24 protein-coding genes and 1 tRNA gene are annotated in these 23,995 nt (G+C 68.5%); 17 read left to right on the forward strand and 8 right to left on the reverse strand.

Annotation, left to right across the window (positions count from 1 at the left end):
- Positions 1-96 precede the first annotated feature (96 nt).
- Positions 97-717, reverse strand: coding sequence for a 30S ribosomal protein S4 (gene rpsD / locus I0K15_RS08365; RefSeq protein WP_196104988.1), 621 nt, complete (start codon positions 715-717; stop codon positions 97-99).
- A gap of 176 nt (positions 718-893) precedes the next feature.
- Between rpsD and I0K15_RS08370 the strand changes: the two genes are divergently transcribed.
- The 9 genes from I0K15_RS08370 to I0K15_RS08410 all read left to right on the forward strand — a co-directional run bounded on the left by I0K15_RS08370 (position 894) and on the right by I0K15_RS08410 (position 11,050).
- Positions 894-1,703: a glycosyl transferase gene (locus I0K15_RS08370; RefSeq protein ID WP_196104989.1), complete on the forward strand. Its 810-nt coding sequence runs from the start codon at positions 894-896 to the stop codon at positions 1,701-1,703.
- On the forward strand, positions 1,704-2,465 hold the full coding sequence (gene rlmJ, locus I0K15_RS08375) for a 23S rRNA (adenine(2030)-N(6))-methyltransferase RlmJ (RefSeq protein ID WP_196104990.1): 762 nt from the start codon (positions 1,704-1,706) through the stop codon (positions 2,463-2,465).
- Positions 2,462-3,190 (forward strand): SDR family oxidoreductase, encoded by a 729-nt coding sequence (locus I0K15_RS08380; RefSeq protein WP_230374352.1) that lies wholly within the window; start codon positions 2,462-2,464, stop codon positions 3,188-3,190. The genes rlmJ and I0K15_RS08380 overlap by 4 nt, the downstream gene beginning before the upstream one ends.
- Positions 3,191-3,260: 70 nt before the next feature.
- Positions 3,261-4,796, forward strand: a complete 1,536-nt coding sequence (locus tag I0K15_RS08385; protein ID WP_196104991.1) for a cryptochrome/photolyase family protein — start codon at positions 3,261-3,263, stop codon at positions 4,794-4,796.
- Between the two features lie 269 nt (positions 4,797-5,065).
- Positions 5,066-6,136, forward strand: a complete 1,071-nt coding sequence (locus tag I0K15_RS08390) for an SAM-dependent methyltransferase (RefSeq protein WP_230374353.1) — start codon at positions 5,066-5,068, stop codon at positions 6,134-6,136.
- 72 nt (positions 6,137-6,208) lie between these two features.
- Positions 6,209-7,855 (forward strand): FAD-binding dehydrogenase, encoded by a 1,647-nt coding sequence (locus I0K15_RS08395; RefSeq protein ID WP_196104993.1) that lies wholly within the window; start codon positions 6,209-6,211, stop codon positions 7,853-7,855.
- Between the two features lie 220 nt (positions 7,856-8,075).
- Positions 8,076-9,161 (forward strand): PA0069 family radical SAM protein, encoded by a 1,086-nt coding sequence (locus I0K15_RS08400; RefSeq protein WP_196104994.1) that lies wholly within the window; start codon positions 8,076-8,078, stop codon positions 9,159-9,161.
- 82 nt (positions 9,162-9,243) lie between these two features.
- Positions 9,244-9,870, forward strand: a complete 627-nt coding sequence (locus I0K15_RS08405) for a ribonuclease HII (RefSeq protein WP_196104995.1) — start codon at positions 9,244-9,246, stop codon at positions 9,868-9,870.
- 73 nt (positions 9,871-9,943) lie between these two features.
- Positions 9,944-11,050 carry a site-specific DNA-methyltransferase gene (locus tag I0K15_RS08410; protein ID WP_196104996.1) on the forward strand — a complete coding sequence of 369 codons (1,107 nt, stop codon included), beginning with the start codon at positions 9,944-9,946 and terminating at the stop codon, positions 11,048-11,050.
- A 129-nt stretch (positions 11,051-11,179) separates the two neighbouring features.
- Here the strand turns inward: I0K15_RS08410 and I0K15_RS08415 are convergent, their stop codons facing one another.
- Genes I0K15_RS08415 through I0K15_RS08425 form a run of 3 tightly spaced genes read right to left on the reverse strand, consistent with a single transcriptional unit; the run spans position 11,180 to position 13,230 of the window.
- Positions 11,180-11,533 (reverse strand): VOC family protein, encoded by a 354-nt coding sequence (locus I0K15_RS08415; protein WP_196104997.1) that lies wholly within the window; start codon positions 11,531-11,533, stop codon positions 11,180-11,182.
- Positions 11,530-12,996, reverse strand: coding sequence for an NAD-dependent succinate-semialdehyde dehydrogenase (locus tag I0K15_RS08420; protein WP_196104998.1), 1,467 nt, complete (start codon positions 12,994-12,996; stop codon positions 11,530-11,532). Before I0K15_RS08420 ends, I0K15_RS08415 begins: the two co-directional genes overlap by 4 nt.
- Before the next feature lie 48 nt (positions 12,997-13,044).
- Positions 13,045-13,230 carry a DUF1674 domain-containing protein gene (locus tag I0K15_RS08425; protein ID WP_196104999.1) on the reverse strand — a complete coding sequence of 62 codons (186 nt, stop codon included), beginning with the start codon at positions 13,228-13,230 and terminating at the stop codon, positions 13,045-13,047.
- Positions 13,231-13,305: 75 nt separating this feature from the next.
- On the opposite strand from I0K15_RS08425, the gene htpX reads away from it, so the two are divergent.
- The 8 genes from htpX to I0K15_RS08465 all read left to right on the forward strand — a co-directional run bounded on the left by htpX (position 13,306) and on the right by I0K15_RS08465 (position 22,863).
- Entirely contained in the window at positions 13,306-14,205 is a 900-nt protein-coding gene (gene htpX, locus I0K15_RS08430; RefSeq protein ID WP_196105000.1) for a zinc metalloprotease HtpX, read from the forward strand.
- Positions 14,202-15,482, forward strand: a complete 1,281-nt coding sequence (locus tag I0K15_RS08435; protein WP_422394009.1) for an RsmB/NOP family class I SAM-dependent RNA methyltransferase — start codon at positions 14,202-14,204, stop codon at positions 15,480-15,482. Before htpX ends, I0K15_RS08435 begins: the two co-directional genes overlap by 4 nt.
- 189 nt (positions 15,483-15,671) lie before the next feature.
- A complete protein-coding gene (locus tag I0K15_RS08440; protein ID WP_196105001.1) occupies positions 15,672-17,381 on the forward strand; it encodes a heparinase II/III family protein in 1,710 nt (569 codons plus the stop codon).
- Between the two features lie 11 nt (positions 17,382-17,392).
- The gene (gene purH, locus I0K15_RS08445) at positions 17,393-18,982 is read left to right on the forward strand and encodes a bifunctional phosphoribosylaminoimidazolecarboxamide formyltransferase/IMP cyclohydrolase (RefSeq protein ID WP_196105002.1); all 1,590 of its coding nucleotides are present in this window, start codon (positions 17,393-17,395) and stop codon (positions 18,980-18,982) included.
- A gap of 109 nt (positions 18,983-19,091) precedes the next feature.
- Positions 19,092-19,568 (forward strand): signal peptidase II, encoded by a 477-nt coding sequence (gene lspA / locus I0K15_RS08450; protein ID WP_230374354.1) that lies wholly within the window; start codon positions 19,092-19,094, stop codon positions 19,566-19,568.
- Positions 19,569-19,608: 40 nt separating this feature from the next.
- The gene (locus I0K15_RS08455) at positions 19,609-20,154 is read left to right on the forward strand and encodes a DUF3035 domain-containing protein (protein ID WP_196105003.1); all 546 of its coding nucleotides are present in this window, start codon (positions 19,609-19,611) and stop codon (positions 20,152-20,154) included.
- 79 nt (positions 20,155-20,233) lie between these two features.
- On the forward strand, positions 20,234-21,568 hold the full coding sequence (locus I0K15_RS08460; protein WP_196105420.1) for a M16 family metallopeptidase: 1,335 nt from the start codon (positions 20,234-20,236) through the stop codon (positions 21,566-21,568).
- Positions 21,565-22,863: a M16 family metallopeptidase gene (locus tag I0K15_RS08465; RefSeq protein ID WP_196105004.1), complete on the forward strand. Its 1,299-nt coding sequence runs from the start codon at positions 21,565-21,567 to the stop codon at positions 22,861-22,863. The genes I0K15_RS08460 and I0K15_RS08465 overlap by 4 nt, the downstream gene beginning before the upstream one ends.
- Here the strand turns inward: I0K15_RS08465 and I0K15_RS08470 are convergent.
- The 4 genes from I0K15_RS08470 to I0K15_RS08480 form a co-directional block, all read right to left on the reverse strand.
- Entirely contained in the window at positions 22,860-23,045 is a 186-nt protein-coding gene (locus I0K15_RS08470) for a hypothetical protein (protein ID WP_196105005.1), read from the reverse strand. The genes I0K15_RS08465 and I0K15_RS08470 overlap by 4 nt on opposite strands.
- The gene (locus I0K15_RS21175; protein WP_277882914.1) at positions 23,045-23,170 is read right to left on the reverse strand and encodes a hypothetical protein; all 126 of its coding nucleotides are present in this window, start codon (positions 23,168-23,170) and stop codon (positions 23,045-23,047) included. Before I0K15_RS21175 ends, I0K15_RS08470 begins: the two co-directional genes overlap by 1 nt.
- A 98-nt stretch (positions 23,171-23,268) precedes the next feature.
- A complete protein-coding gene (locus I0K15_RS08475) occupies positions 23,269-23,811 on the reverse strand; it encodes a sugar O-acetyltransferase (RefSeq protein WP_196105006.1) in 543 nt (180 codons plus the stop codon).
- Positions 23,812-23,832: 21 nt separating this feature from the next.
- Positions 23,833-23,909: transfer RNA gene (locus I0K15_RS08480), tRNA-Arg, on the reverse strand.
- Between the last annotated feature and the right edge of the window lie 86 nt (positions 23,910-23,995).

A 23,995-nucleotide genomic window follows, 5' to 3' on the forward strand; every position in this document is an offset into this window, starting at 1 on the left:
GACGAGAGAATTACGCGCCAACTAACGGGATTCAATTACTCAAATTGAGGGGGTCACCCTACAAAGGATGACCCCGAGAAGCCAATCGAAGCGAGATCAGTTCTTCGCGTAGAATTCGACCACGAGGTTGGGTTCCATCATGACCGGGTACGGCACGTCGCCCAGCGACGGGGTGCGCACGAAGGTGGCGGTCATTTTGGAGTTGTCGCAGTCAAGATAGTCGGGCTGGTCGCGCTCGGGCAGGGCCACGGCCTCCAGCACCAGGGCGAGCTGGCGGGACTTCTCGCGGATCGCGATCACGTCGCCTTCCTTCACGCGGTAGGAGGGGATGTTCACGCGCTTGCCGTTCACGGTCACGTGGCCGTGGTTCACGAACTGGCGGGCGGCAAAGATCGTCGGCACCCACTTCGCGCGGTAGACAACGGCGTCGAGGCGACGCTCCAGCAGGCCGATGAGGTTCTCACCGGTGTCGCCGCGCAGACGCTCGGCCTCGGCATAGATGCGGCGGAACTGCTTTTCGGTCAGGTCGCCGTAGTAGCCCTTGAGCTTCTGCTTGGCGCGCAGCTGGATGCCGAAATCGGACAGCTTGCCCTTGCGGCGCTGGCCGTGCTGGCCGGGGCCGTACTCGCGGCGGTTCACCGGGGACTTCGGACGGCCCCAGATGTTTTCGCCCATGCGGCGGTCGATCTTGTACTTGGCAGACGTGCGTTTGGTCACGGCTGGATCCTTTCTGTGTGCGCGGCGGGCGCGCGGTTGAAAGGTGCTTTCCTCTTCCCGAAGGACGACAGGCTTCCCCTCGCGGGGGCCACAAACACCAAGGGACGGGGCCTCGCCCCGCCGGAATGGCCGCGTTATAGGGATGGGCGAAGCGGAGTCAACCGAAGGATCATGCGGTGAAGAAGCAGGTCATCTGCATCCGGTGGGGCACGAAATACGGGCCCGAATACGTGAACCGGCTCTACGGCATGGTGGCGCGTCACATCACGCCGCCTTTCACCTTCACCTGCTTCACCGATTCCAGCGAGGGCGTGCGGGAGGAGGTGCGCTGCCTGCCCCTGCCGGAGCTGGATGCTACGATGCCGGTCAACACCTTCGGGATCTGGGGGAAGTCGCGGCTGTGGTCCGATCCCCTGGGCGATCTGACGGGGCCGGTGCTGTTTCTCGATCTGGACCTGGTGATCGTGGGGAGCATGGACGGGTTCTTCGAGCATGGGGATCCCGAGGGCGTCTACATGGCGCGCAATCCCAACCAGCCGCTGCGGCGGGTGGGGCAGAGCTCGATCTACCGTTTTCCGGTGGGCAAGCTGGCGCCGCTCAAGGAGAGGTTCCTCGCCGATCCGCAGGGCGTGGCGGACGAATACCGGTTCGAGCAGCGCTTCGTCAGCTACAATGCGCCGGGCGGGGTGCAGTTCTGGCCGAAGGGCTGGGTCAACGTGTTCAAGTGGCACTGCATTCCGATGTTTCCCACCAACTACTTCCGCACGCCGCGGCCGACGGCGAATGCGAAGGTGGTGCTGTTCCCCGGGGCGCAGGATGTGCCGAACGCGATCGAGGGGCGGTATCGCAGCCGGATGCAGCTCTACGAGGGGCCGTGGGATCACCTGAAGGGGACGTTCCGGCCGGGGCGGCGGGGCTCGGCCTTCGCCCATATCCGCCGCTATATCCGCCCCTCGCCCTGGATCGCGGAGGCGTGGCGGGAGTAGATGCTGAGCTACCAGCACGCCTACCACGCGGGCGGTCCTGCAGATGTGCACAAGCATGTGGCGCTGGCCCGGCTGCTCGCCGCGATGACGGCGGCCCCCGCGCCGCTGCGGTACATGGAGACGCATGCGGGGCGCGGGCTCTACGACCTCGCGGGGCCGGAGACGGCGAAGACGCGGGAGGCGGCGGAGGGGATTGCTGTCGCCGATCTCTCCGGCGAGGTGCTGGAGGGGGTGCTCGCCGAGGTGCGGGCGGGCTTCGGGCCTGACGCCTATCCCGGCTCCCCGGTGATCGCGGCGCACATGCTGCGGGATCGCGACGAGATGCGGCTGATGGAGCTGCACCCGGCGGAGCATGCGGCGCTCGCCGAGCTGCTGCCGGGTGGCGGGGTGGAGCGGCGGGACGGCTACGAGGGCGTGCTTGCCCATACCGGGGGCCGCGGGCTGGTGCTGGTCGATCCGTCCTACGAGGTGAAGACGGAATATGCGGAGGCCGGCGCCTTCGTCCGCGCGCTGGTGGCGCGGTGGCCGGAGGTCGTGGTTCTGGTCTGGTATCCGGTGCTGCGGGCTGGGCGGCATGCGGAGCTCTTGGCGGAGCTGGAGCCGCTCGGCGCGGTCGTCGACGAGGTGTCGTTCCGGCTGAAGGGCGGTGCGGGGATGCTCGGCAGCGGGCTTGCGGCGGTGAACCTGCCCGAGGGTGTGCGCCTGAGCGGACCGTCGGATTTGCGTATTTGGACAAAGAAGAAAGGCGGCGCGACCGCGTGACGCTGGACGCCCCCGGCGCGCGGGCCATTTCCGCCGACATGACTTTTGAAGAGAGATATGGCGGTGGGCGCGCGCTCGTCTTCGGCGGCTCCGGCGGGATCGGCGGGGCGCTGGTGGATCGGCTGAACCGTTGCATGGCGGTGGAGACGCTGAGCCGCTCGCATAACGGGCTCGACGTGACGGTCGAGGAGAGCGTGGCGAACTGGGCGGGTAAGCTGACGCCGGGCTACAGCGTGATTTTCGACGCGACCGGCGCGCTGGAGATCGACGGCTATGCGCCGGAGAAGAGCATCGCCGCCATCGAGCCGGAGGGGATGGCGGCGCAGTTCGCCTTGAACGCGCTGGGCCCGGCGCTGCTCCTCAAGCATTTCGTGCCGCTGCTGGCGGAGGATGGCCCGGTGCTGTTCGCCTCCCTGTCGGCGCGGGTGGGGTCGATCGGCGACAACAAGATCGGCGGGTGGATTTCCTATCGCGCGGCGAAGGCGGCGTTGAACCAGGTGATGCACACCGCCGCCATCGAGATCGGGCGGAAGCGGAAGGAGGCGGTCGTCGTGGCCCTCCACCCCGGCACGGTGGAGAGCGACCTGACGCGCAAGTACCTCGCCCGCCACAAGTCGGTGACCCCGGCGGAGGCGGCGGAGAACCTCGTCACCGTCATGGGCCGCCTGACACCGGAGCAGACCGGCGGCTTCTTCGACTGGGCCGGGGAGCGGGTGGAGTGGTAGGCCGCGCCTTCATCTTTCCCCAAGTACGCCCCCGCCGGAGGCGTCCCACACGTCCAACCGGAGCTGATGCATGAGCGACGCGCCGCGGCTGATCCTGATCCTCGGCGACCAGCTCTCCCCCGATATTGCCGCCCTGCGCGCGGCCGATCCCGGCCGCGACGTGGTGGTGATGGCCGAGGTGCGGGACGAGGGCACCTACGTGCCCCACCACGCCAAGAAGATCGCGCTGATCCTCGCGGCCATGCGCCATTTCGCGGCGGAGCTTGTCGATCATGGGTGGCGCGTCGCCTATACCCGCCTCGACGATCCGGAAAACCGGCACGCGATCTCCAAGGAGCTGATGCGGCGGGCGGAGGAGTACGGGGCCGAGGAGGTCATCGCCACGGCGCCCGGAGAGTGGCGGCTGCGGTCCCTGCTCGACCACACGCCGCTGAAGATCCGGCAACTCGCGGACGATCGCTTCGTCAGCTCCGAGGAGGAGTTCGCGGCCTGGGCCGAGGGGCGCAAGAGCCTGCGGATGGAGTATTTCTACCGCGAGATGCGGCGGAAGACCGGCCTGTTGATGGACGGGGACCAGCCCGAGGGCGGGAAGTGGAACTACGACCACGACAACCGCAAGCCGGCCGAGGCGGATCTCTTCATGCCGCAGCCGCTCCACCACCAGACCGACGACATCACGCGGGAGGTGCTGGAGCTCGTCGAGCGGGAGTTTCCCGAGACTTTCGGCCAGCTCCGCCCCTTCTGGTTCGCCACCACGCGGGAGGGGGCGGAGGCCGCCGCCGAGTGGTTCATGAGCGAGGCCCTGCCCCGCTTCGGCGACTACCAGGACGCGATGCTGGAGGGGGAGCGGTTCCTCTACCACTCGCTGCTGAGCTTCTACCTCAATGTCGGGCTGCTCGATCCCATCGCGCTCTGCCGGGCGGCGGAGGACGAGTACCGCGCGGGCAATGCACCGCTCAACGCAGTGGAAGGCTATATCCGGCAGATCATCGGCTGGCGGGAGTTCATTCGCGGGATCTACTTCCTGGAAGGACCCGACTATCCGCAGCGCAACGGGCTGGAGGCGACGCGCAAGCTGCCGGACTTCTACTGGACCGGCGACACCGACATGGCCTGCGTGCGAGCGGCCGTGACCCAGACCATCGAGGAGGCCTATGCCCACCACATCCAGCGGCTGATGGTGACGGGGAACTTCGCGCTGATCGCGGGGCTGTCGCCGCAAGAGGTGGGCGAGTGGTATCTCGCGGTCTATGCCGATGCCTTCGAGTGGGTTGAGAGCCCCAACGTGGTCGGCATGATCCTGTTCGCGGACGGGGGAATGGTCGCCTCCAAGCCCTATGCCGCGTCCGGCGCCTACATCAACCGGATGTCGGACCACTGCAAGGGCTGCCACTATTCGGTCAGCAAGAAGTCGGGTGAGGGTGCGTGCCCGTTCAACCCGCTCTACTGGGACTTCCTCAACCGGCATAGGGAGCGGTTCCAGGGCAATCCGCGGATGGCGCAGATGTACCGGACCTGGGACCGGATGGCCGAGGACAAGCGGAAGGCGAGCGAGGAGAGCGCGGCCGCGATCCTCGCCAAACTGGATGCGGGCGAGCGGATCTAGGCTGGGAATCACCCTTACTTGACCACTGCGACCTTTGACCACACCTTGTTTTGTCGAGGGAGGTCAGAGGGATGAACGGCTTTCTCCACAGGCTCGTCTCCGGCATGGTGCAGTCGGAGCCGTTGTGGATAACGGATGCGAGGGGCGAGACGCACCGATTTGGACCGGCGCCACGGGATGGCAGGACGGTCCCGCATCTCCGGATCCGTCGACCGGAGGTTGAGCGCGCGCTGACGCGCGACCCGGCCCTGGCACTAGGCGAAGCATACATGGATGGCGGGGTCGAGATGACCTCGGGCACGATCTTCGACCTGTTGCGGGTGGTGCTGCGCGATGCGGGGCGGATCGGCGATCTGCACCCGCGGCTGAAGGCGCTGTTACGCATGAGGGGCGTGCTCTACCGCTTTGCCGACCGGAACGGGCTGCTGCGGGCGCGGGCCAACGTGGCCCATCACTACGACCTGTCATCGGACCTCTACGAGCTCTTCCTCGATCGCGACCGGCAGTATTCCTGCGCCTATTTCCCGACGCCCGATATCGGGCTGGAGACGGCGCAGCAGCTCAAGAAGCGGCACATCGCGGCGAAGCTGTGCCTCGACCGGCCGGATCTGGAGGTGCTCGACATCGGCTGCGGCTGGGGCGGGATGGGCCGCTACCTGGCGGAGATCGGCGGGGCGCAGGTCACGGGGGTCACGCTTTCGGAAGAGCAGCACGCCTATGCGACGGCGGTGAGTGCAGACAGAGGGCTAGCAGGCCGGACGGACTACCGGCTGCAGGATTACCGCAAGCTCAACATGAGCTTCGACCGGATCGTGTCGGTCGGCATGTTCGAGCATGTGGGCGCGGCCGGGTACACGACATTCTTCGGCAAGGTGGCCGAGATGCTGCGGCCCGATGGCGTGATGCTGCTGCACACGATCGGGCAGACGGGATCGCCCACCGCGACCAACCCGTTCATCCGCAAGTACATCTTCCCCGGCGGCTACATCCCGTCGATGAGCGAGATGCTGCCCCATATCGAGCGAGCGGGCCTCGTCGTGACGGATGTCGAGATCCTGCGGCTGCATTATGCCGAGACGCTGAAGGCCTGGCGCGAGCGCTTCGCGGCGCATCGGGCGGAGGCGGAACAGCTCTATGACGAGCGGTTCTGCCGGATGTGGGAGTTCTATCTCGCCGCCAGTGAAGCATCGTTCCGCTGGCGCGAGCAGGTCGTCTTCCAGCTACAGCTCGCGCACCGGCAGGACGCGGTGCCGGTCACCCGCGACTACATCGCCGCGGCCGAGACCGTGCTGGCCGAGCGCGAGGCCGCCGCCGGGCGGCTGCCGCTCGCGGGTGAGTGACGCCGGGTCAGGGTGACGCGCCGCGCGACGCTGAGCTACGCTTTGCCCCAACGAGATAAAGGGGAGGAGCGGATGGACGCGGATGCCATCATCGTCGGCGGGGGGCTCGCCGGGCTCGTCGCGGCGTGCGAGCTGATCGACGCCGGCAAGTCGGTGCTGATCGTGGATCAGGAGCCGGAGCAGCATCTGGGCGGGCAGGCCTTCTGGTCGCTGGGCGGCATCTTCCTCGTCGACAGTCCGGAGCAGCGGCGGATGGGCATCCGGGACTCGCTGGAGCTCGCCAAACAGGACTGGGCCGGATCGGCGGGCTTCGACCGCAACTCCGACGGCTGGGCGCGGCGCTGGGCGGACGCCTATGTGGAGTGGGCGGCGGGCGGCAAGCGGGACTGGCTGCGGGAGCGGGGCATCCGCTTCTTCCCCATCGTGGGCTGGGCCGAGCGCGGCGGCGTGACGGCGGACGGGCCCGGCAACTCCGTCCCGCGCTTCCACATCACGTGGGGCACCGGGCCGGGCATCATCGAACCCTTCGTGGAGCGGGTGCAGGACGCGGCCAAGGCCGGCAAGCTGCGCTTTGCCTTTCGCCACCGGGTGGACGGGCTGATCGTCACCAATGGCGTGGTCGAGGGGGTGCATGGCATGACCCTCGCGCCCGACGACGCGGTGCGCGGCGGCAAGACCAATCGTGAGGAGGTGGGCGCGTTCGAGCTGCGGGCGCAGACGGTGCTCGTCTCCTCCGGCGGGATCGGGGGCAACCACGACCTGGTGCGCAAGAACTGGCCGGAGCGGCTGGGCAAGGCGCCGGAATTCATGGTCTCCGGCGTGCCGGAACACGTGGACGGCCGGATGCTGGGGATCGCGGAGGGGCACGGCGTCTCCGTCATCAACCAGGACCGGATGTGGCACTACGTGGAGGGGGTGCGGAACTGGGATCCGATCTGGCCCGCCCACGGCATCCGCATCCTGCCGGGGCCGTCCTCGATGTGGTTCGATGCGAGCGGCGAGCGGATGCCGGTGCCGAACTTCCCCGGCTTCGACAGCCTGACGGCGCTGGAGCATATCGGGCGCACGGGTCAGCCCTACACCTGGTTCGTGCTCACGCAGGGCATCATCAAGAAGGAGTTCGCGCTGTCAGGCTCCGAGCAGAACCCGGACCTGACCGGCAAGAGTTGGCGGCAGGTGCTGGGCCGCGCGATCGGCAAGAAGGCGATGGGTCCGGTGGAGGCGTTCAAGGAGCACGGCGCGGATTTCGCGGTTGCCGATACGCTGGAGGAGCTGGTCGCGGGCATGAACAGGGTCGGCGAGGTTCCGGTGCCGCTCGACCGGTTGCGCGAGCAGATCGAGGCGCGGGACCGAAATGTCGACAATCCGTTCACCAAGGATGCGCAGATGGCGGCGGTGCATGCGGCGCGGAACTACCGCGGCGATCGGCTGATCCGCACGGCGAAGCCGCACCGGATCCTGGATCCCGCCAACGGGCCGCTGATCGCGGTGCGGCTGAACGTGCTGACCCGCAAGAGCCTGGGCGGGATCGAGACGGATCTTGGCTCGCGGGCGCTGGGGCAATCGGGCGAGCCGGTGCCGGGGTTGTTCGCGGCCGGGGAAGCCGCGGGCTTCGGCGGCGGCGGGGTGCACGGATACCGGTCGCTGGAGGGAACGTTCCTCGGCGGCTGCCTGTTCTCGGGCCGCGCCGCGGGGCGCACGATGGCCGAGGCGGTCTGAGATCCTGTTTCGGCGGTTCGAGCGCTGTCCGGCCGTGCCGCCGGGTGGTTCCGTTGTTTTGAGCAGTACCACCCCGGACTTGGTCCGGGGTCTTTCGTTCCGGTGTGCTCCGGTCTGAACGGTCCCGGCGCTACGGCCGGGACGGTAGGGCCTTGGACTACGAGCCCTCTTCTCGAATCACCCATATGTTCATACTTTGTTCTCATTTGCGGAGGGCATTATGGACGACTTCTTTTCCGACGATATCGATGCGGAGGCCCGGCGCGGGCGCGGCGCCACGCGCAATCTCACGGGACGGTTCGAGCCGCATACGCGGCACCGGACCTTCGACGGGTGGGAGGTGCAGGGGCAGGATCCGCTGAAGACGCAGGTGCTCGACGATCACCCGCGCAAGATCATCACGAAGAACCAGTCGCCCGACGTACCCTTCGACCGCTCGATCAATCCCTACAAGGGGTGCGAGCATGGCTGCGTCTACTGCTTCGCGCGGCCGACGCACACATTCCTGGGGCTCTCGGCGGGGCTTGATTTCGAAAGCCGGATCTTTGCCAAACCCGAGGCCGCGACGCTGCTGGAAAAGGAGCTGCGCCGCCCGGGCTACATCCCCGACGTGATCGCCATCGGGACGAACACCGATCCCTACCAGCCCATCGAGAAGGAACGGCGGATCATGCGTGGCATCCTCGAGGTGCTGGACGCGTTCAACCATCCGGTCTCCATCGTCACCAAGGGCGGGCTGGTGATGCGCGACACCGACATCCTCGGGCGGATGGCGGCGCGGGGGCTGGCGAAGGTCGCGGTCTCGCTGACGACGCTCGACGCGAAGCTTGCGCGGCGAATGGAGCCGCGTGCGAGTGCGCCGAACGTAAGGCTGCGCGCGATCGGCGCGCTGGCGCGGGCGGGGGTGCCGACGGGCTTCATGATGGGTCCGATCATCCCGGCGCTGAACGACCACGAGATCGAGAAGGTGGTCGACGCCGGTGCGCGCGCCGGCGCGACCTGGACGGGCTACGTGACGCTGCGGCTGCCCGCGGAGGTCTCGCCGCTGTTCCGCGACTGGCTCGACGAGCACTACCCCGACCGCGCGCACCGGATCATGGCGCAGGTGCGCGAGATGCATGGCGGCAAGGATTACGACGCGCAATGGGGCAAGCGGATGACCGGCGAGGGTGTCTACGCCAACCTGATCGCGCGGCGCTACGAGGCGGCGATGAAGCGGCACGGGCTGCGGCGGCGGATCGCGCCGCTCGATTGCTCCCGCTTTGCGCCACCTGTGCGGCCGGGGGATCAGTACGCGCTGTTTTGAGGGCGCGGCGCCTCCGGCGGGGATATTTCCGGCAAGAAGAAGACGGGTTGCGCGGCGCGGGTGGCCGGGCGATGGCTGCGGGATGACAGAGCTTCCCGATCCCGATTTCGAGGCGCGCTTCGGCGCGGATGGTCCGGTCTGCGGCGTGGACGAGGTCGGCCGCGGGCCGCTCGCCGGGCCGGTGGTGACGGCTGCCGTGGTGCTGGGGCCGGAGGCGCCGGAGGGGTTGCGGGATTCCAAGAAGCTGAGCCTTGCGGCGCGCGAGCGGCTGTTCGACGCGATCCTCGCGACCTGTGCCGTGGGGATCGGACGGGCGGAGGTGGCGGAGATCGACGAGATCAACATCCTGCAGGCGAGCCTCGTCGCGATGGAGCGGGCGGTGGCGGCCTTGCCGGTCCGCCCGGCGCTGGCGCTGATCGACGGGAACCGGCTGCCGAAGGCGCTGCCCTGCCGGGGCGAGACGGTGGTGAAGGGGGATGCCAGGAGCCGGGCGATCGCCGCGGCCTCGATCGTCGCGAAGGTCACACGCGATCGGGAGATGGTGGCGCTTGCGCAACAGCATCCGCACTACGCGTGGGAAACCAATATGGGCTACGGCACCAAGGCGCACCTGGATGGGCTCGCCGCCTATGGGGTGACACCACATCATCGGCGGTCATTTGCGCCCATACACAAGATATTGGTTCAAGAAGATTTTTTAAGCCCTTGATTCGTTTCATAAATTGACAGCGAATCACCCGCTCGGCATCTTGTGAATAACAAGAGCATGATGAGGCGTGGGAATGGCCATTCAGCAGAAGAAGACCGAAACCGAGTTGCCGCTGGACACGATCCTGGCGGGCGATTGCGTTGCACGGATGCAAGAGCTGCCCGAGAACTCGGTCGATCTGATCTTCGCGGATCCGCCCTACAACCTTCAGCTCAAAGGGGAATTGCACCGCCCCGACAACTCCAAGGTCGATGCAGTCGATGACCATTGGGACCAGTTCAACAGCTTCGCCGCCTATGACCGCTTCAGCCGGGAGTGGCTGGCCGCCGCGCGGCGCATCCTGAAGCCGGACGGCGCGATCTGGGTGATCGGCTCCTACCACAACATCTTCCGCGTCGGGGCTGCCCTGCAGGATGCGGGCTACTGGATCCTCAACGACGTGGTCTGGCGCAAGTCGAACCCGATGCCGAACTTCCGCGGCAAGCGGCTGACCAACGCGCATGAGACGATGATCTGGGCGGCGAAATCCGACAGCGGCAAGTACACCTTCAACTACGAAGCGCTGAAGGCGCTGAACGAGGGCGTGCAGATGCGCTCCGACTGGGTGCTGCCGATCTGCTCGGGCGGGGAGCGGCTGAAGGATGCCGCAGGCAACAAGGCGCATCCGACGCAGAAGCCCGAGAGTCTGCTGCACCGGGTGCTCGTCGCCTCGACGAAGCCCGGCGACGTGGTGCTCGACCCGTTCTTCGGGACCGGGACGACGGGTGCGGTGGCCAAGCGGCTGGGCCGGCACTTCATCGGGATCGAGCGCGAGGAGGAGTACCGCGCGGTGGCCGAGGCCCGGATCGAGGCGATCCGGCGCTACGACCGCGATGCATTACAGGTGACGCAATCGAAGCGGGCCGAGCCGCGCGTCGCCTTCGGAACGCTCGTGGAGCGGGGATTGCTGCCGGTGGGGGCCGAGCTGCGTTCGCTCAACGGGCGTCATCGGGCGAAGGTGCGGGCCGACGGCACGCTGATCGCCCATGACACCAAGGGGTCCATTCACCAGGTCGGTGCGGTTTTGGAGGGCGCACCGTCCTGCAATGGGTGGACCTACTGGACCTTCCGCAAGGGAGGCGACTGGGTGCCCATCGACGTGCTGCGCCAGCAGGTGCGCGCAGAGATGTCGCCCGCCTGAGTGGCGCGATCGCGAGTTTTCCGGTTTCCGCACCGCCTGCGGAACCCCACTGCCCCGCCGGATCGAACCGGCGGGGCTTTTTGCTGTTGGGGGGATTTGCGTATTTGAGCAAAGAAGAAAGGGCTGGGCTCAGCGGAAGCTCAGGACCTCGATGCGGTTGCCGACCGGGTCGGCAGTGAAGAAGCGGCGGCGATCGGGGAGCGCGTCGTCCCACGTTACCGCGTGACCGGCCGCGGTCAGGCGCGCAGCGATCCGGTCGATGTCGTCCATTGCAAGTGCGGGGTGCGCCTTGGTGGCCGGGGTGAAGTCGGGATCGACGCCGAGGTGGAGTTCGATGTCGCCGAGACGTAGCCAAAGTCCGCCGCGGTCGCGCAGCGGTTCCGGTTTCTCGATCTCGGGGAGGCCGATCAAGTCGGTCCAGAAGGTCCGGCAGGCGGGTTCGCTGCCTGCCGGGATCGCGAGTTGCAGGTGGTCGAGCCTCACACCCCGCCCATGCACATGTATTTCATCTCCAGGTACTCATCGATGCCGTACTTGGAGCCCTCGCGGCCGAGGCCCGACTGCTTGACGCCGCCGAAGGGGGCGACCTCGGTGGAGATGATGCCGGTGTTCAGGCCGACGATGCCGTATTCCAGCGCCTCGCCCACGCGCCAGGCGCGGCCAATGTCGCGGGTGTAGTAGTAGGAAGCGAGGCCGAAGATCGTGTCGTTGGCGAGGCGAATGCCCTCCTCCTCCGTCTCGAACTTCCACAAGGGGGCGACGGGGCCGAAGGTTTCCTCCTGCGCGATCTGCATGTCCTGGGTCATGTCCTTGACGACGGTGGGGGTGAAGAAGGTGCCGCCCTTGTCGGATTTCTCACCGCCCTGGATGATCGTCGCACCCTTGGAGGTGGCGTCGTCGAGGTGGTCCTGCACCTTCTGGAGCCCCGCGTCGTGGATGAGGGGGCCGATATCGGTGCTCTCATCCATACCGTCGCCGACCTTGAGCTTGGCCACCGCCTTCGCCAGCTTCTCGGCGAACTCGTCGTATACGCCGGACTGGACGTAGATGCGGTTGGCGCAGACGCAGGTCTGACCGGCGTTGCGGAACTTGCAGGCGATGGCGCCCTCGACCGCGGCGTCCACATCCGCGTCGTCGAAGACGAGGAAGGGGGCGTTGCCGCCGAGCTCCATACTCATCTTCTTCACCGTCGGGGCGCATTGCTCGATCAGGATGCGGCCGACGCGGGTGGAGCCGGTGAAGGTGATCTTCTTCACCTTCTCGTTCTCGCAGAGCTCCTTGCCGATGGCCGAGCTGTCGGAGCCGGTGACGACGTTCAGCACACCCTTGGGGAAGCCCGCCTTGTCCGCGAGTTCGGCGAGGGCCAGTGCGGTGAGCGGGGTGAGCTCCGCCGGGCGCGCGACGCAGCAGCATCCGGCGGCGAGGCCGGGGGCGAGCTTGCGGGTGATCATGGCAAGCGGGAAGTTCCATGGGGTGATCGAGCCGACGACGCCCACGGGCTGCTTGATGACGACGATGCGCTTGTCAGCCTGGTGCTGGGGCACGGTGTCGCCGTAGATGCGCTTCGCCTCCTCGGCGAACCACTGGATGAAGGAGGCGCCGTAGGCGACCTCGCCGCGAGCCTCCTTGATCGGCTTGCCCATCTCGGCGGTGATGAGGGTGGCGAGATCCTCCTGCGCGGCCATGATGAGATCGTACCACTTCATCAGGAGCTTGGCGCGGTCGGCGGCGAGCATGGCGGCCCAGCCGGCCTGGGCGGCATCGGCAGCATCGATGGCGCGCGCCACCTCGGGTCGACCGAGATCGGCGACCTGCGCGATCACCTCGCCGTTGGCGGGGTTGGTCACGTCGAAGGTCTTGCCCCCGTCGCCGTCCACCCACTCCCCGTTGATGTAGGACTTGGTGGTGTAGAGCTGCTGGTTCGCGAGCTTGACGTGGGCGTTCATCGGACCCTCCCCGGTCTTATGTATGAATTTTGAACTCTTGTAGATGAGTTAGAAGTCGGACGTCAGCCCCTTCTTCTCCCAATCGCCGAAGCGGATCGGCTCGGGCCCGTCTCGGCCGCCGAGCTCTTCGGGCAGGTCGAGGGGCTTCGCCTTCTTCCTGCGCTCCTCGGCTTCGGCGAGGGCGCGCGCGGCGGCCTCGGACAGGCGGCGCTTCTTTTCGGGATCGTCGGTCATCATATATCTCCCCCGAAGGCAGGTGGGTTTGACCTGCATATGTTCCGCGGGCGACGCCCCGCAAGGGTGAGAGCGATGAACTACGTCAAGACCGGGATGCTGCTGGCCGCGATGACGGCCCTCTTCATGGGGGTGGGGTACCTGCTGGGCGGAACGGGCGGGATGGCGATCGCCTTCCTGTTCGCGCTGGGCACGAACGCGTTCGCCTACTGGAACTCCGACAAGGCGATGCTGAAGATGCATCATGCGGAGCCGGTGACGCGGCAATCGATCCCCGAGCTCTACGACATGGTCGAGGAACTGGCGCGTAACGCCGACATGCCGATGCCCGCGATCTACCTGATCCGGGAGGAGCAGCCGAACGCCTTCGCCACGGGGCGAAATCCGGAGAATGCGGCGGTGGCCGCGACCACCGGCATCCTGCGGCTGCTGACCCAGGACGAGCTGCGGGGCGTGATGGCGCATGAGCTTGCCCACATCAAGAACCGCGACACGCTGATCATGACGGTGGCCGCGACGGTCGGCGGTGCGGTGTCGATGCTGGCGCAGTTCGGACTGTTTTTCGGCGGCGGGCGCGACCGCGGGCCGCTCGGCGTGGTGGGCGTGCTGATCGCGGCGCTGTTTGCGCCGGTGGCCGCGATGCTGATCCAGATGCTCATCAGCCGGACGCGGGAATACTCGGCGGACAAGCAGGGCGCGATCATCGCGCGGGATCCGATGGGGCTGGCCAATGCGCTGCGCAAGATCGCGGGCGGCGCCCAGCGGCAGGAGATGGAGACGGCGGAGGCCAATCCGGCGACCGCGCACATGTTCATCATCAATCCGCTGTCTGGACGTGGGGCGGACAATCTGTTCTCCACCCATCCCAACGTGAACAACCGGATCGACGCCCTCATGAAACTCGCCGACGACCCCGCCTTTACCGGCGCGGTGCCCCGCCAGAGCTCTATCCCCACCGTCCGGCGCACGCGGTGAGCGGCGCGAAGGCGGCGCCGAAGCTGGCGCCGGGGCTCGCGGCGCGGCTGGCGGCAGCGGATCTGCTGGACGGCGTGCTGCGGGAGCGGCGGATGCTGTCGGACCTGCTGCCGCGGCTTGAACGGCTGGAGCCGGGGGAGCGGGCGCGGGCGCAGGCGCTTGCGTTGACCGTGCTGCGGCATCTGGAGCCGCTGGATGTCCTGCTCGACCAGTTCCTCGGCAAGCGGCCGCCGGCGCGGGCGATGCACGCGCTGCGCATCGCGGCGGCGGAGATGCTGGTGGAAGGTGTCGCGCCCCATGCCGCCGTGGATGCGGCGGTGAACGCGGTGCGGGCGAACCGGAAGACGCAGCATCTGAAGGGGCTCGTGAACGCCGTCGCCCGGAACGTGAGCCGGGAAGGGGCGGAGATCTGGGCCGAGATGGAGCCGCAGCGCCTGCCGCATTGGCTGCGAAAGCCGCTCGTCCGGGCCTATGGCGAAGAGGGCGTTGCGGCGATGGAGGCGGCGCATGCGGCCGGGGCCGCTCTGGACCTGACGCTGCGCACACCGGTGGAAGGGCTGCCGGGCGTGGACCTGCCGACGGGCTCGCGGCGGATCGACGGCGGACAGGTGAGCGCCCTGCCCGGCTATGCCGAGGGCGCGTGGTGGGTGCAGGACGCCGCCGCCGCCTTGCCCGCCCGGGTGCTCGGGGCGGAGGCCGGCGAACACGTGCTCGATCTGTGCGCCGCTCCCGGCGGCAAGACGATGCAGCTCGCCGCCGCGGGGGCCGAGGTCACGGCACTCGACGTGAGCGGCGCACGGCTGAAGCGGGTGCGGGAGAACCTGGCGCGCACCGGGCTGACGGCGGAGATCGTGGAGGCCGATGCGCTGACATGGCAGCCTGACGCACCCTTCGACGCGGTGCTGCTCGATGCGCCCTGCACGGCCACGGGGACGATCCGGCGGCATCCCGACCTGCCCTTCGTCAAGACGGGGGAGGAGAACAAGGCGCTGACCGCGCTGCAACGTGACCTGCTGAAGCGGGCGGCGGAGTGGGTCCGGCCCGGAGGGCGGCTGGTGTTCTGCACCTGCTCGCTGCTCCCCTCCGAGGGCGAAGTACCCGTAGCGCGGTTCCTGGAGGGGCATCCGGAGTGGTCGCTCGACCCGATCGATGCGGAGGCCCTGGGCGGTGAGGCACACTGGTCCGTGGAAGGCGCCCTGCAGCTGCGGCCCGATTACTGGGCCGAACGCGGCGGCATGGACGGGTTCTACATCGCACGGTTGCGGCGGGCGGGCTGACCGCGCCCTGTCGCCTTTGCGCAACAAATCGCGACACTTCTGCACCAACACGATTTGAGGACATAAGCCTTGGGGGCATCGGCGGCCTCGCAGCCGCCCGCGCGCTTGCGCCCTTGCCGCGAAACGAGGCATGACAGGAGCGCGTGCCGCGATTGGGTGCGCCTATCGCTCAGATTGACGGCACCGGACATGGCCCGATCCTCCCTTGGCACGCGCGCACGCGCCGCGGACAACAAGCTGCAGGCGTGGCGGTCGGCGCTCGCCGGGCGGATCAAGGCGATCACGACGCAGCCCGAGCCGCGGGCCATCGGCTCCGCCGCCCGGGCGCGGCAGATGGAGGCCGGGAACTTCCTGTTCAACGGCGAACTGGTGGAGGCGCCGGGCCTCACCATCTGGGACGTGCCGCAACCCTCGATCCATTTCACCTTCGCCGTGCATGGCTTCGAATGGCTCGACGATTTCGCCGCGGCCACCGATCCGAAGGCGCGCGCGCTGGCGCAGGAGTGGCTGTGGCTGTGGATCGACCGCTACGGCGCGGCCCGCGGACCGGGCTGGTATCCGCATCTGACGGGCCGCCGCCTGATCCGCTGGATCAGCCACGCGCCCTTCGTGCTGAAGGGGCAGGAGCGGGCAGAGAGCCACAAGTTCTTCAAGAGCCTCGGGCGGCAGGTGGCCTACCTCGCCCATGCCTGGCCGGACGCCGCGCAGGGCCTGCCGCGGATCGAGGCGCTGACCGGGCTGATCTACGCCGCGATCTCGCTGGAGGGGGCGGAGGGGCTGCTGAAGGGCGCGCGCCGCGGGCTGTCGAAGGCCTGCGCGAGCCTGGGGCCCGATGGCGGCGTCCGCTCCCGCAACCCGGAGGAGCTGCTGGAGGTCTTCACCGCGCTGATCTGGGCCGCCCATGCCCAGCGCGAGGCCGGGCACGCGCCCGATCAGGCCCATCTCGACGCGATCGAGCGGATCGCGCCGACGCTGCGCGGCCTGCGGCTGGGCGACGGGGCGCTTGCGCGGTTCAACGGCGGCGGCCGCGGAACGGAGGGGCTTCTGGATCTGAGCCTGGCCGAGAGCGGCGTGCGCTCCGCCGAGCGGGCCAAGACCATGATGGGTTATGCGCGCCTCGCCTCCGGTCGGACGGTGGTGGTGATGGATGCGGCGGCCCCGCCGAGCGGCCCGGACGGGCTGCGCTCCCATGCCGGGACGCTGTCCTTCGAGATGACCTCAGGCCGTCGTCCGCTGATCGTGAACCAGGGCCCCGGCGATGCGTTCGGCGCGGACTGGCGCGAGCGGGCGCGGGAGACGGCGGCCCATTCGACGGTGGAGATCGATGCGACCCCGATGGCGCAGTTCACGCCGCTCAACGTCTTCGGCCGGGCGGAGGGCGCGACGCTCATCGACGGACCGCAGGTGGTGGCGGTGGAGCGGGCGGTGGATCGCTCCGGCTTCTGGGCGCTCGGCACCCATGACGGCTATTCCGCGAGCTTCGGTTTGCACCACGAGCGGCGGCTCTTCATGAGCCCCGATGGCGGCGATCTGCGCGGGGAGGACACGCTGTCTGCCCAGTCGAGCCGGGAGCGGGCGCGCTTCGCCCGCCGGCGGGAGCAGGGCACGCTGCCCTGGCGCGCGCGCTTCCACATTCACCCCGACGTGGAGACGTCTCTCGACCTCGGCGGGGAAGCGGTGAGCCTCACCCTGCCCTCGGGCGAAATCTGGGTGTTCCGCCAATCGGGCGGTGAGCTGAGCCTCGAGCCGTCCACCTATCTCGACCGACGGCGCCTGAACCCGCGGCTGACGCAACAAATCGTGGTCACCGCCGAGGCGATGGATTATGCGAGCCGCATCAACTGGGCGTTCCGGCGGGTCGAGGAGGACGGGCCGGCGCGCCGCGACCTGGCTGACTGAAGGACCTTCCCATGACCAAAGACCTCGCGCCGCTGCGCCGCGCCCTGATTTCCGTGTCCGACAAGACGGGGCTGGTGGAGCTGGGGCAGGCGCTGGCGGCACGGGGGGTGGAGCTGGTCTCCACCGGCGGCACGGCGAAGGCGCTGCGCGAGGCGGGGCTGGAGGTGCGCGACGTCAGCGACCTGACGGGCTTTCCCGAGATGATGGACGGGCGGGTGAAGACGCTGCACCCGATGGTCCATGGCGGGCTCCTCGCCCTGCGGGACGACGCGGGGCATGTGGCGGCGATGGAGGCGCACGGGATCGCGGCGATCGATCTGCTGGTGGTCAATCTCTACCCGTTCGAGGAGACGGTGGCCGCCGGGGCCGACTACGACACCTGCATCGAGAACATCGATATCGGCGGCCCCGCGATGATCCGAGCAGCGGCGAAGAACCATGGCGACGTGACCGTAATCGTGGACCCCGAGAGCTATCCGGCGCTGCTGAAAGAGTTGGGGACCAAGGACGGCCAGACCGGCATCGGCTTTCGCAAGGCGATGGCCCAGCGCGCCTATGCGCGGACGGCGGCCTATGACGCCGCGGTCTCCGGCTGGATGGCGGAGGCCGTGGGTGTCGATGTGCCGGAGCGGCGGTCGGCGGCCGGGCGGCTCGCGCAGACCCTGCGCTACGGCGAAAACCCGCACCAGCGGGCGGCCTTTTACACCGACGGCTCCGCCCGGCCCGGCGTGGCGACCGCGCGGCAGGTGCAGGGCAAGGAGCTGAGCTACAACAACATCAACGACACCGATGCGGCGGTGGAACTGGTGGCCGAGTTCGGGGGCGAGGCACCCGCCTGTGCGATCATCAAGCACGCCAATCCCTGCGGCGTGGCGACCGGTGCGACGCTCGCGGAGGCTTACGCGCGCGCCTTCGACTGCGACCGCACCTCGGCCTTCGGCGGGATCATCGCGCTGAACCGGCCGCTGGATGCGGAAACGGCGGAGGCGATCACCGGGATCTTCACGGAAGTGGTGATCGCGCCCGGCGCGGACGACGGTGCCGTGGATATTTTCAGCAAGAAGAAGAACCTCAGGCTGCTCCTCACCGACGGTCTGCCCGATCCGGCGGCGCCGGGGCGGATGTGGAAGCAGGTGGCGGGCGGCTATCTGGTGCAGGACCGGGATGCGGGGCGGATCGCGGCGGCGGACCTGAAAGTGGTCACGAAGCGGCAGCCGTCGGAAGCGGAGCTCGCCGACCTGCTCTTCGCCTGGCGGGTGGCGAAGCACGTGAAGTCGAACGCCATCGTCTATGCGAAGGACGGCGCGACGGTCGGTATCGGGGCCGGGCAGATGAGCCGGGTGGATTCCTCCCGCATCGCAGCCCGCAAGTCGGAGGATATGGCTGAGGTGCTGGGCCTCGACACGCCGCTCGCGAAGGGCGCCGTCGTCGCCTCCGACGCCTTCTTCCCCTTCGCGGACGGGTTACTCGCCGCAGCGGCGGCCGGGGCGACGGCGGTAATCCAGCCCGGCGGCTCGATGCGCGACGAGGAGGTCATCGCGGCGGCCGACGAGGCGGGGCTCGCCATGGTCCTCACCGGCATGCGCCATTTCCGGCACTGATCTTCATCTTTCCGTCAAATACGCCCGCCGGAGGCGGACCCGCCGCAGCGCTCCCCTTGACCCCGGCCGGTCGGCGGGCAATCTGCGGGCTCGCAAACCGGAGGACGCCTTGGCCCTGAAGCGCATCCTGATCGTGGCACTCATCGCCTTCGCGCTCGATCGCCTGTCGAAGGTGTGGATCGTGCACTGGCTGAACCTGCGGGAGCGGGGCTTCATCGAGGTGGTGGACCCCTACCTCAACTTCGCAATGGGCTGGAACCGGGGGATCAATTTCGGGCTCTTCGCCGGAAACGACGACGCGGCGCGCTGGATCCTGATCGCCATCGCGGTCGGCATCTGCGGCTGGCTTCTGTGGTGGGGGCGTCAGCAGGCGGGGCTGTGGATGGCGGTGGGCTGCGGCCTCGTCATCGGCGGGGCGATCGGCAACGTGTGGGACCGCCTGCAATACGGCGCGGTGGCGGACTACCTCAACATGAGCTGCTGCGGCATCCGCAATCCGTACACCTTCAACGTGGCGGACGTATTCATCTTCGCCGGCGCGGCGCTGCTGATCGTGGTCAGCGGACGGACGCAGGATAAGGCGTGACGGGCCGGGGCGAACAACGTATGGATCGGGCATGGGACGGATGACGATACTTCTGCGTGCGGGACTGCTGGCGACGGCGGCCCTGACGCTCACGGCCTGCGGCGATGATGTGGACGAGGAGCGGAGCCTTTTCGAACGGCTCAACGTGCGCGCAGGCGGCCCGGACGAGTTCCTGGTAATCGAGCGCGCGCCGCTGGAGGTGCCGCCGGACATCCGCGCCCTGCCCGCTCCCACTCCCGGCGCGCCGAGCCGCGTGGAACCGCAGGTCGACACCCTGGTGGCCCAGGCGCTGGGTGCCGCGCCCGCAAGCGGTGGCGCATCCGCCAGCGCGGGCGAGCAGGCGTTCCTGGCCGCGGCCGGTGCCACGGACGTGCCCGATGACATCCGCGCGCAGGTGGAGGCCGAGCACCAGCAGCTCATCGACGGGCGCAGCGACGGCCCCGTGGGCCGGGCGCTCGCCAGTTTCACGAACCCCTACCGCGACCAGCAACTCGACCCCGTGGCCGAGGTTCTGCGCCTGCGGGAGGTCTATCCCGAAGCCGTGACCCCGGTCGCCCCACTCGATCAAGAGACCGCGACGCAATAGCCCGCGGGCTTGTCCGGCCGGGCGGAGAGGCCATTTCTCGATCTTGCGTTTATCCGAACGGAGCCTGCCCTTGACCCGCATGTCCCGCCTGCTTGCCGCGTTCGCGCTTCTTCCCGGTGCCCTCTGGGCTGCGGAGGAGGCCGAGGTGTCCACCCACACCCTCGACAACGGGATGGAGATCGTCGTCATTCCGGACCACCGCGCGCCGGTGGTCACGCACATGGTGTGGTATCGCGTCGGTGCCGCCGACGAGCCGCCGGGCAAGTCCGGCATCGCGCATTACCTCGAACACCTGATGTTCAAGGGCACGGACGAGATCCCGGAGGGGCAGTTCTCCCAGATCATCGCGGCCAATGGGGGGCGGGACAACGCCTTCACCTCCTGGGACTATACCGGCTATTTCCAGCGGATCGCCGCGGACCGGCTCGACCTCGTGATGGACATGGAGGCCGATCGGATGCGCGACCTCGTGATCTCCGAGGAGGTCTGGCGGCCCGAACGCGCCGTGATCCTTGAGGAGCGCAAGAGCCGCGTGGACAGCAATCCCGGCGCGATCCTGGGGGAGCAGCGGAATGCTGCGCTCTACCAGAACCACCCCTACGGCATCCCGATCATCGGGTGGGAGCACGAGATCCGCGAGCTGACGCGCGAGGACGCGCTGGAGTTCTACGCCCGCTACTACGCGCCTAACAACGCGATCCTGATCGTGGCGGGCGACGTGACGCTGGATGAGGTCGTGGCGCTGGCCGAGGAGCATTACGGCCCGCTCGAGCCCTCCGACGATCTGCCCGAGCGGGTGCGCCCGCGCGAGCCCGTGCAGGCTGCCGCCCGGCGTGTCGTCGTGGAGGATCCGCGGGTGCGCCAGCCTTATGTGCTGCGCAACTACCTCGCACCCGAGCGGGACGCCGGTGCGCAGGAGGATGCGGCGGCGCTCACGATCCTCGCGGAACTGTTGGGCGGGGGCATCACCTCCGTCCTCTCCCAGTCGCTGGAGCTGGAACAGCAGATCGCGGTGAGCAGCGGGGCGTTCTACAACGGCACCGCGCTCGATAGCGCCAGTTTCGGCGTCTACGTGGTGCCGACCGCCGGTGTATCGCTGGAGGAGGCCGAGGCGGCGATGGACACGGCCATCCTCGGGTTCCTGGAGGATGGGCCGGACCTGGAGCACCTCGCCCGGATCAAGACGCAAATCGCGGCCTCCGAGATCTATGCGCGGGACGATCAGCAGGGGCTGGCGCGGGCCTTCGGCACGGCGCTGACCTCGGGCCTGACGGTGGAGGATGTGCTCGCCTGGCCCGATGTGCTGGCCGAGGTGACGGCAGACGACATCACCCGCGTGGCGCGCGAGGTGTTCAACGAAACCTCCTCCGTCACCGCGGAGCTGCGCATCGGTGAGCCGGAGGTGACGGAATGATCCGCGCGCTTCTGACCGCCGCAGCCCTCCTCGCCCCGGTCGCTGCCACCGCGCAGATCGAGATCGAGGAGGTTACGACGCCCGGCGGGCTGACCTTCTGGCTGCAGCAGGAGGACACGATCCCGATCGTCAGCGTCGAGGTCATCATCGAAGGCGGCGCGGCGCTCGACCCGGATGGCTTCGAAGGGGCCGCGATGATGGTCGCGGGCCTCCTGAACGAGGGCGCGGGGCCCTACGATGCCAGCGGCTTTGCCCGCGCGTCGGAGGAGCTGGCCGCGCGGATGGGCTTCGACACCTCGCGGGAGCGGTTCTCCGTCTCCGCCACCATGCTGCGGGAGAACCGGATCGAGGTGGCCGAGCTGGTGAACCTAGCGCTGACCGAGCCGCGCTTCGATGCGGATGCGGTGGAGCGGCTGCGGGCGCAGATGAGCTCCATCGTGCGGTCGAACGAGACGGATCCGGACGAGATCGCCTCGCGCACCTTCTTCGACCTCGCCTTCCCGGGGCATCCCTACAGCCGCCCGACCGATGGGACGCCGGCGAGCATCGCGGGCATGACCGTGGAGGTGCTGCGCGAGACGCATGAGCGCGTGATCACGCGCGACGCAGCCATGATCGCCGTGGTCGGCGACGTGACGCCGGAGGAGGCGTCGGAGCTTGTCGACACCATGCTCGACGGTCTGCCGGAGGGCGGCGGGCGCGCGCCCGAGCCGGTCGACCTGCGCTTTACCGGCGACACGGTGGTCGTGCCGCTGCCGAGCCCGCAGAGCCAGACGCTGTTCGGCCATGGCGGCATCGCGCGCGACGATCCCGACTTCGTCCCGGCCTTCGTGCTCAACCACATCCTGGGCGGCGGCGGGTTCAGCTCGCGCCTGACCGAGGAGGTGCGGGTCGAGCGCGGGCTGACCTATGGCATCTCGACGTTCCTTGCGACGCTGGAGGACGGGCCGCTCTATCTCGGCTCCGTCGCCTCGGCGAACGGGACGGTGGCCGAGGCGATCGACATCGTTCGGGCCGAGTGGGAGCGGATGCGCGCAGACGGCGTGACCGAGGAGGAGCTGGACGCGGCCAAGCGCTTCCTGACCGGCGCCTACCCGCTGCGCTTCGACAGCAATGCGAGCATCGCGCGGATCCTCGTGGGGCTGCAGGATGCCGGGCTGCCGATCGATTACACGCTCACGCGCAACGACCTGATCGAGGCGGTGACGCTGGAGGACCTCGATCGGGTGGCCGAGCGCATCCTGGATCCCGAAGCGCTGACCTTCGTCGTGGTGGGCCAGCCCGAGGGGCTTTAACCCTCGGGTGGTGTCGGGTGTGTCGGCGGCTCCGGCCGGCGGCTACCCCCGAACGGACCGGTGAGCGCGACCTTCGCGGTCTGCGCCACCGTGCAGGCGGCCAGAACGAGGACGACGCCGAAGACAGCGCCCGCGGCCGTATGTGCCGCTGCGTTGGCGGCGAGACGGACCGGATTGACCATCACTTCCCGCTCCGCGGATCGAGCAGCATTGCGCCGTGCGCCCCGACCGCGAGGGCCGTTCCGGCAGCAAGGCCGAGGGTCACACCCGCGAGCGTGGCGTTGATTGCGATGAAACCGGACAGCATGGGCGTCTCCCGAATGTGGCGATTGGCTGCTTCGGAAGGTGTGCCGGGCGGGCGCGCCGGCCAGTGACGCGGCGTCGCCCCCGGATTGCAACGAACGCTCAGATCGGGCGGGCTGGGTTGCCGGCGACGGTGGCGCCGGCAGGCACGTCGCGCGTCACCGCGCTGCCCGCCCCGATGATCGCGTCATCGCCCACGGTGACGCCCGGCACGATGATCGCGTGCCCGCCGATCCAGACGTTTCGCCCGATGATGACGGGCTTGCCGCATTCGAGGCCCTGCGCCCGGATCTCGGGCTCGCGCGGGTGGTCGGCGGCATAGATCTGCACACCGGGCCCGATCTGGGTGCCATCGCCGATGCGGATCTCGCAGACGTCGAGCAGCACGCAGCCATAGTTCATGAACACGTCGTCACCGAGATGGATATGTGCGCCGTAATCCACCGAAAACGGCGTGCGGATCGCCCCGCGCTCGCCGAGGGAGCCCAAGAGCTCGTCTAGGATCTCCCGCCGCAGCGTGGCATCGTCGAGCGTCGTGGCGTTGTAGCGCTTCATCAGCCGCTGGGCGGCCGCCCGCATCTCGGCAAGTTGCGCATCGCCGGGCCGGTAGGGCTGACCGGCGAGCATCTTTTCCAGCTCGGTCATGGTGTTCTCCGCACGGATCGGTGGTGACCCCGGCAGGATTCGAACCTGCAACCTGCCCCTTAGGAGGGGGCTGCTCTATCCAGTTGAGCCACGGGGCCGGGCCGGTACTCCACCCTGTGTTCAAATGCGCCCTTTTGCAGCGCGGCGCAACGCTTTACGTATTTAGGGGCTGAAACCTCCCGCA

It is taken from the genome of Pontivivens ytuae (assembly GCF_015679265.1).
Taxonomy (GTDB): domain Bacteria; phylum Pseudomonadota; class Alphaproteobacteria; order Rhodobacterales; family Rhodobacteraceae; genus Pontivivens; species Pontivivens ytuae.

What these genes read in the sequence shown, in the direction of transcription:
- I0K15_RS08390 (WP_230374353.1), top strand. Translation starts at nt 5,066, where the DNA reads ATGGATGGCGGGGTCGAGATGACCTCGGGCACGATCTTCGACCTGTTG.
- I0K15_RS08385 (WP_196104991.1), top strand. Translation starts at nt 3,261, where the DNA reads ATGAGCGACGCGCCGCGGCTGATCCTGATCCTCGGCGACCAGCTCTCC.
- I0K15_RS21175 (WP_277882914.1), bottom strand. Translation starts at nt 23,170, where the DNA reads ATGCTGTCCGGTTTCATCGCAATCAACGCCACGCTCGCGGGTGTGACC.
- I0K15_RS08425 (WP_196104999.1), bottom strand. Translation starts at nt 13,230, where the DNA reads ATGACCGACGATCCCGAAAAGAAGCGCCGCCTGTCCGAGGCCGCCGCG.
- I0K15_RS08460 (WP_196105420.1), top strand. Translation starts at nt 20,234, where the DNA reads ATGTCCCGCCTGCTTGCCGCGTTCGCGCTTCTTCCCGGTGCCCTCTGG.
- I0K15_RS08470 (WP_196105005.1), bottom strand. Translation starts at nt 23,045, where the DNA reads ATGGTCAATCCGGTCCGTCTCGCCGCCAACGCAGCGGCACATACGGCC.
- I0K15_RS08400 (WP_196104994.1), top strand. Translation starts at nt 8,076, where the DNA reads ATGGACGACTTCTTTTCCGACGATATCGATGCGGAGGCCCGGCGCGGG.
- I0K15_RS08465 (WP_196105004.1), top strand. Translation starts at nt 21,565, where the DNA reads ATGATCCGCGCGCTTCTGACCGCCGCAGCCCTCCTCGCCCCGGTCGCT.
- rlmJ (WP_196104990.1), top strand. Translation starts at nt 1,704, where the DNA reads ATGCTGAGCTACCAGCACGCCTACCACGCGGGCGGTCCTGCAGATGTG.
- purH (WP_196105002.1), top strand. Translation starts at nt 17,393, where the DNA reads ATGACCAAAGACCTCGCGCCGCTGCGCCGCGCCCTGATTTCCGTGTCC.
- I0K15_RS08410 (WP_196104996.1), top strand. Translation starts at nt 9,944, where the DNA reads ATGGCCATTCAGCAGAAGAAGACCGAAACCGAGTTGCCGCTGGACACG.
- I0K15_RS08420 (WP_196104998.1), bottom strand. Translation starts at nt 12,996, where the DNA reads ATGAACGCCCACGTCAAGCTCGCGAACCAGCAGCTCTACACCACCAAG.
- I0K15_RS08475 (WP_196105006.1), bottom strand. Translation starts at nt 23,811, where the DNA reads ATGACCGAGCTGGAAAAGATGCTCGCCGGTCAGCCCTACCGGCCCGGC.
- I0K15_RS08440 (WP_196105001.1), top strand. Translation starts at nt 15,672, where the DNA reads ATGGCCCGATCCTCCCTTGGCACGCGCGCACGCGCCGCGGACAACAAG.
- I0K15_RS08455 (WP_196105003.1), top strand. Translation starts at nt 19,609, where the DNA reads ATGACGATACTTCTGCGTGCGGGACTGCTGGCGACGGCGGCCCTGACG.
- I0K15_RS08395 (WP_196104993.1), top strand. Translation starts at nt 6,209, where the DNA reads ATGGACGCGGATGCCATCATCGTCGGCGGGGGGCTCGCCGGGCTCGTC.
- htpX (WP_196105000.1), top strand. Translation starts at nt 13,306, where the DNA reads ATGAACTACGTCAAGACCGGGATGCTGCTGGCCGCGATGACGGCCCTC.
- I0K15_RS08405 (WP_196104995.1), top strand. Translation starts at nt 9,244, where the DNA reads ATGACAGAGCTTCCCGATCCCGATTTCGAGGCGCGCTTCGGCGCGGAT.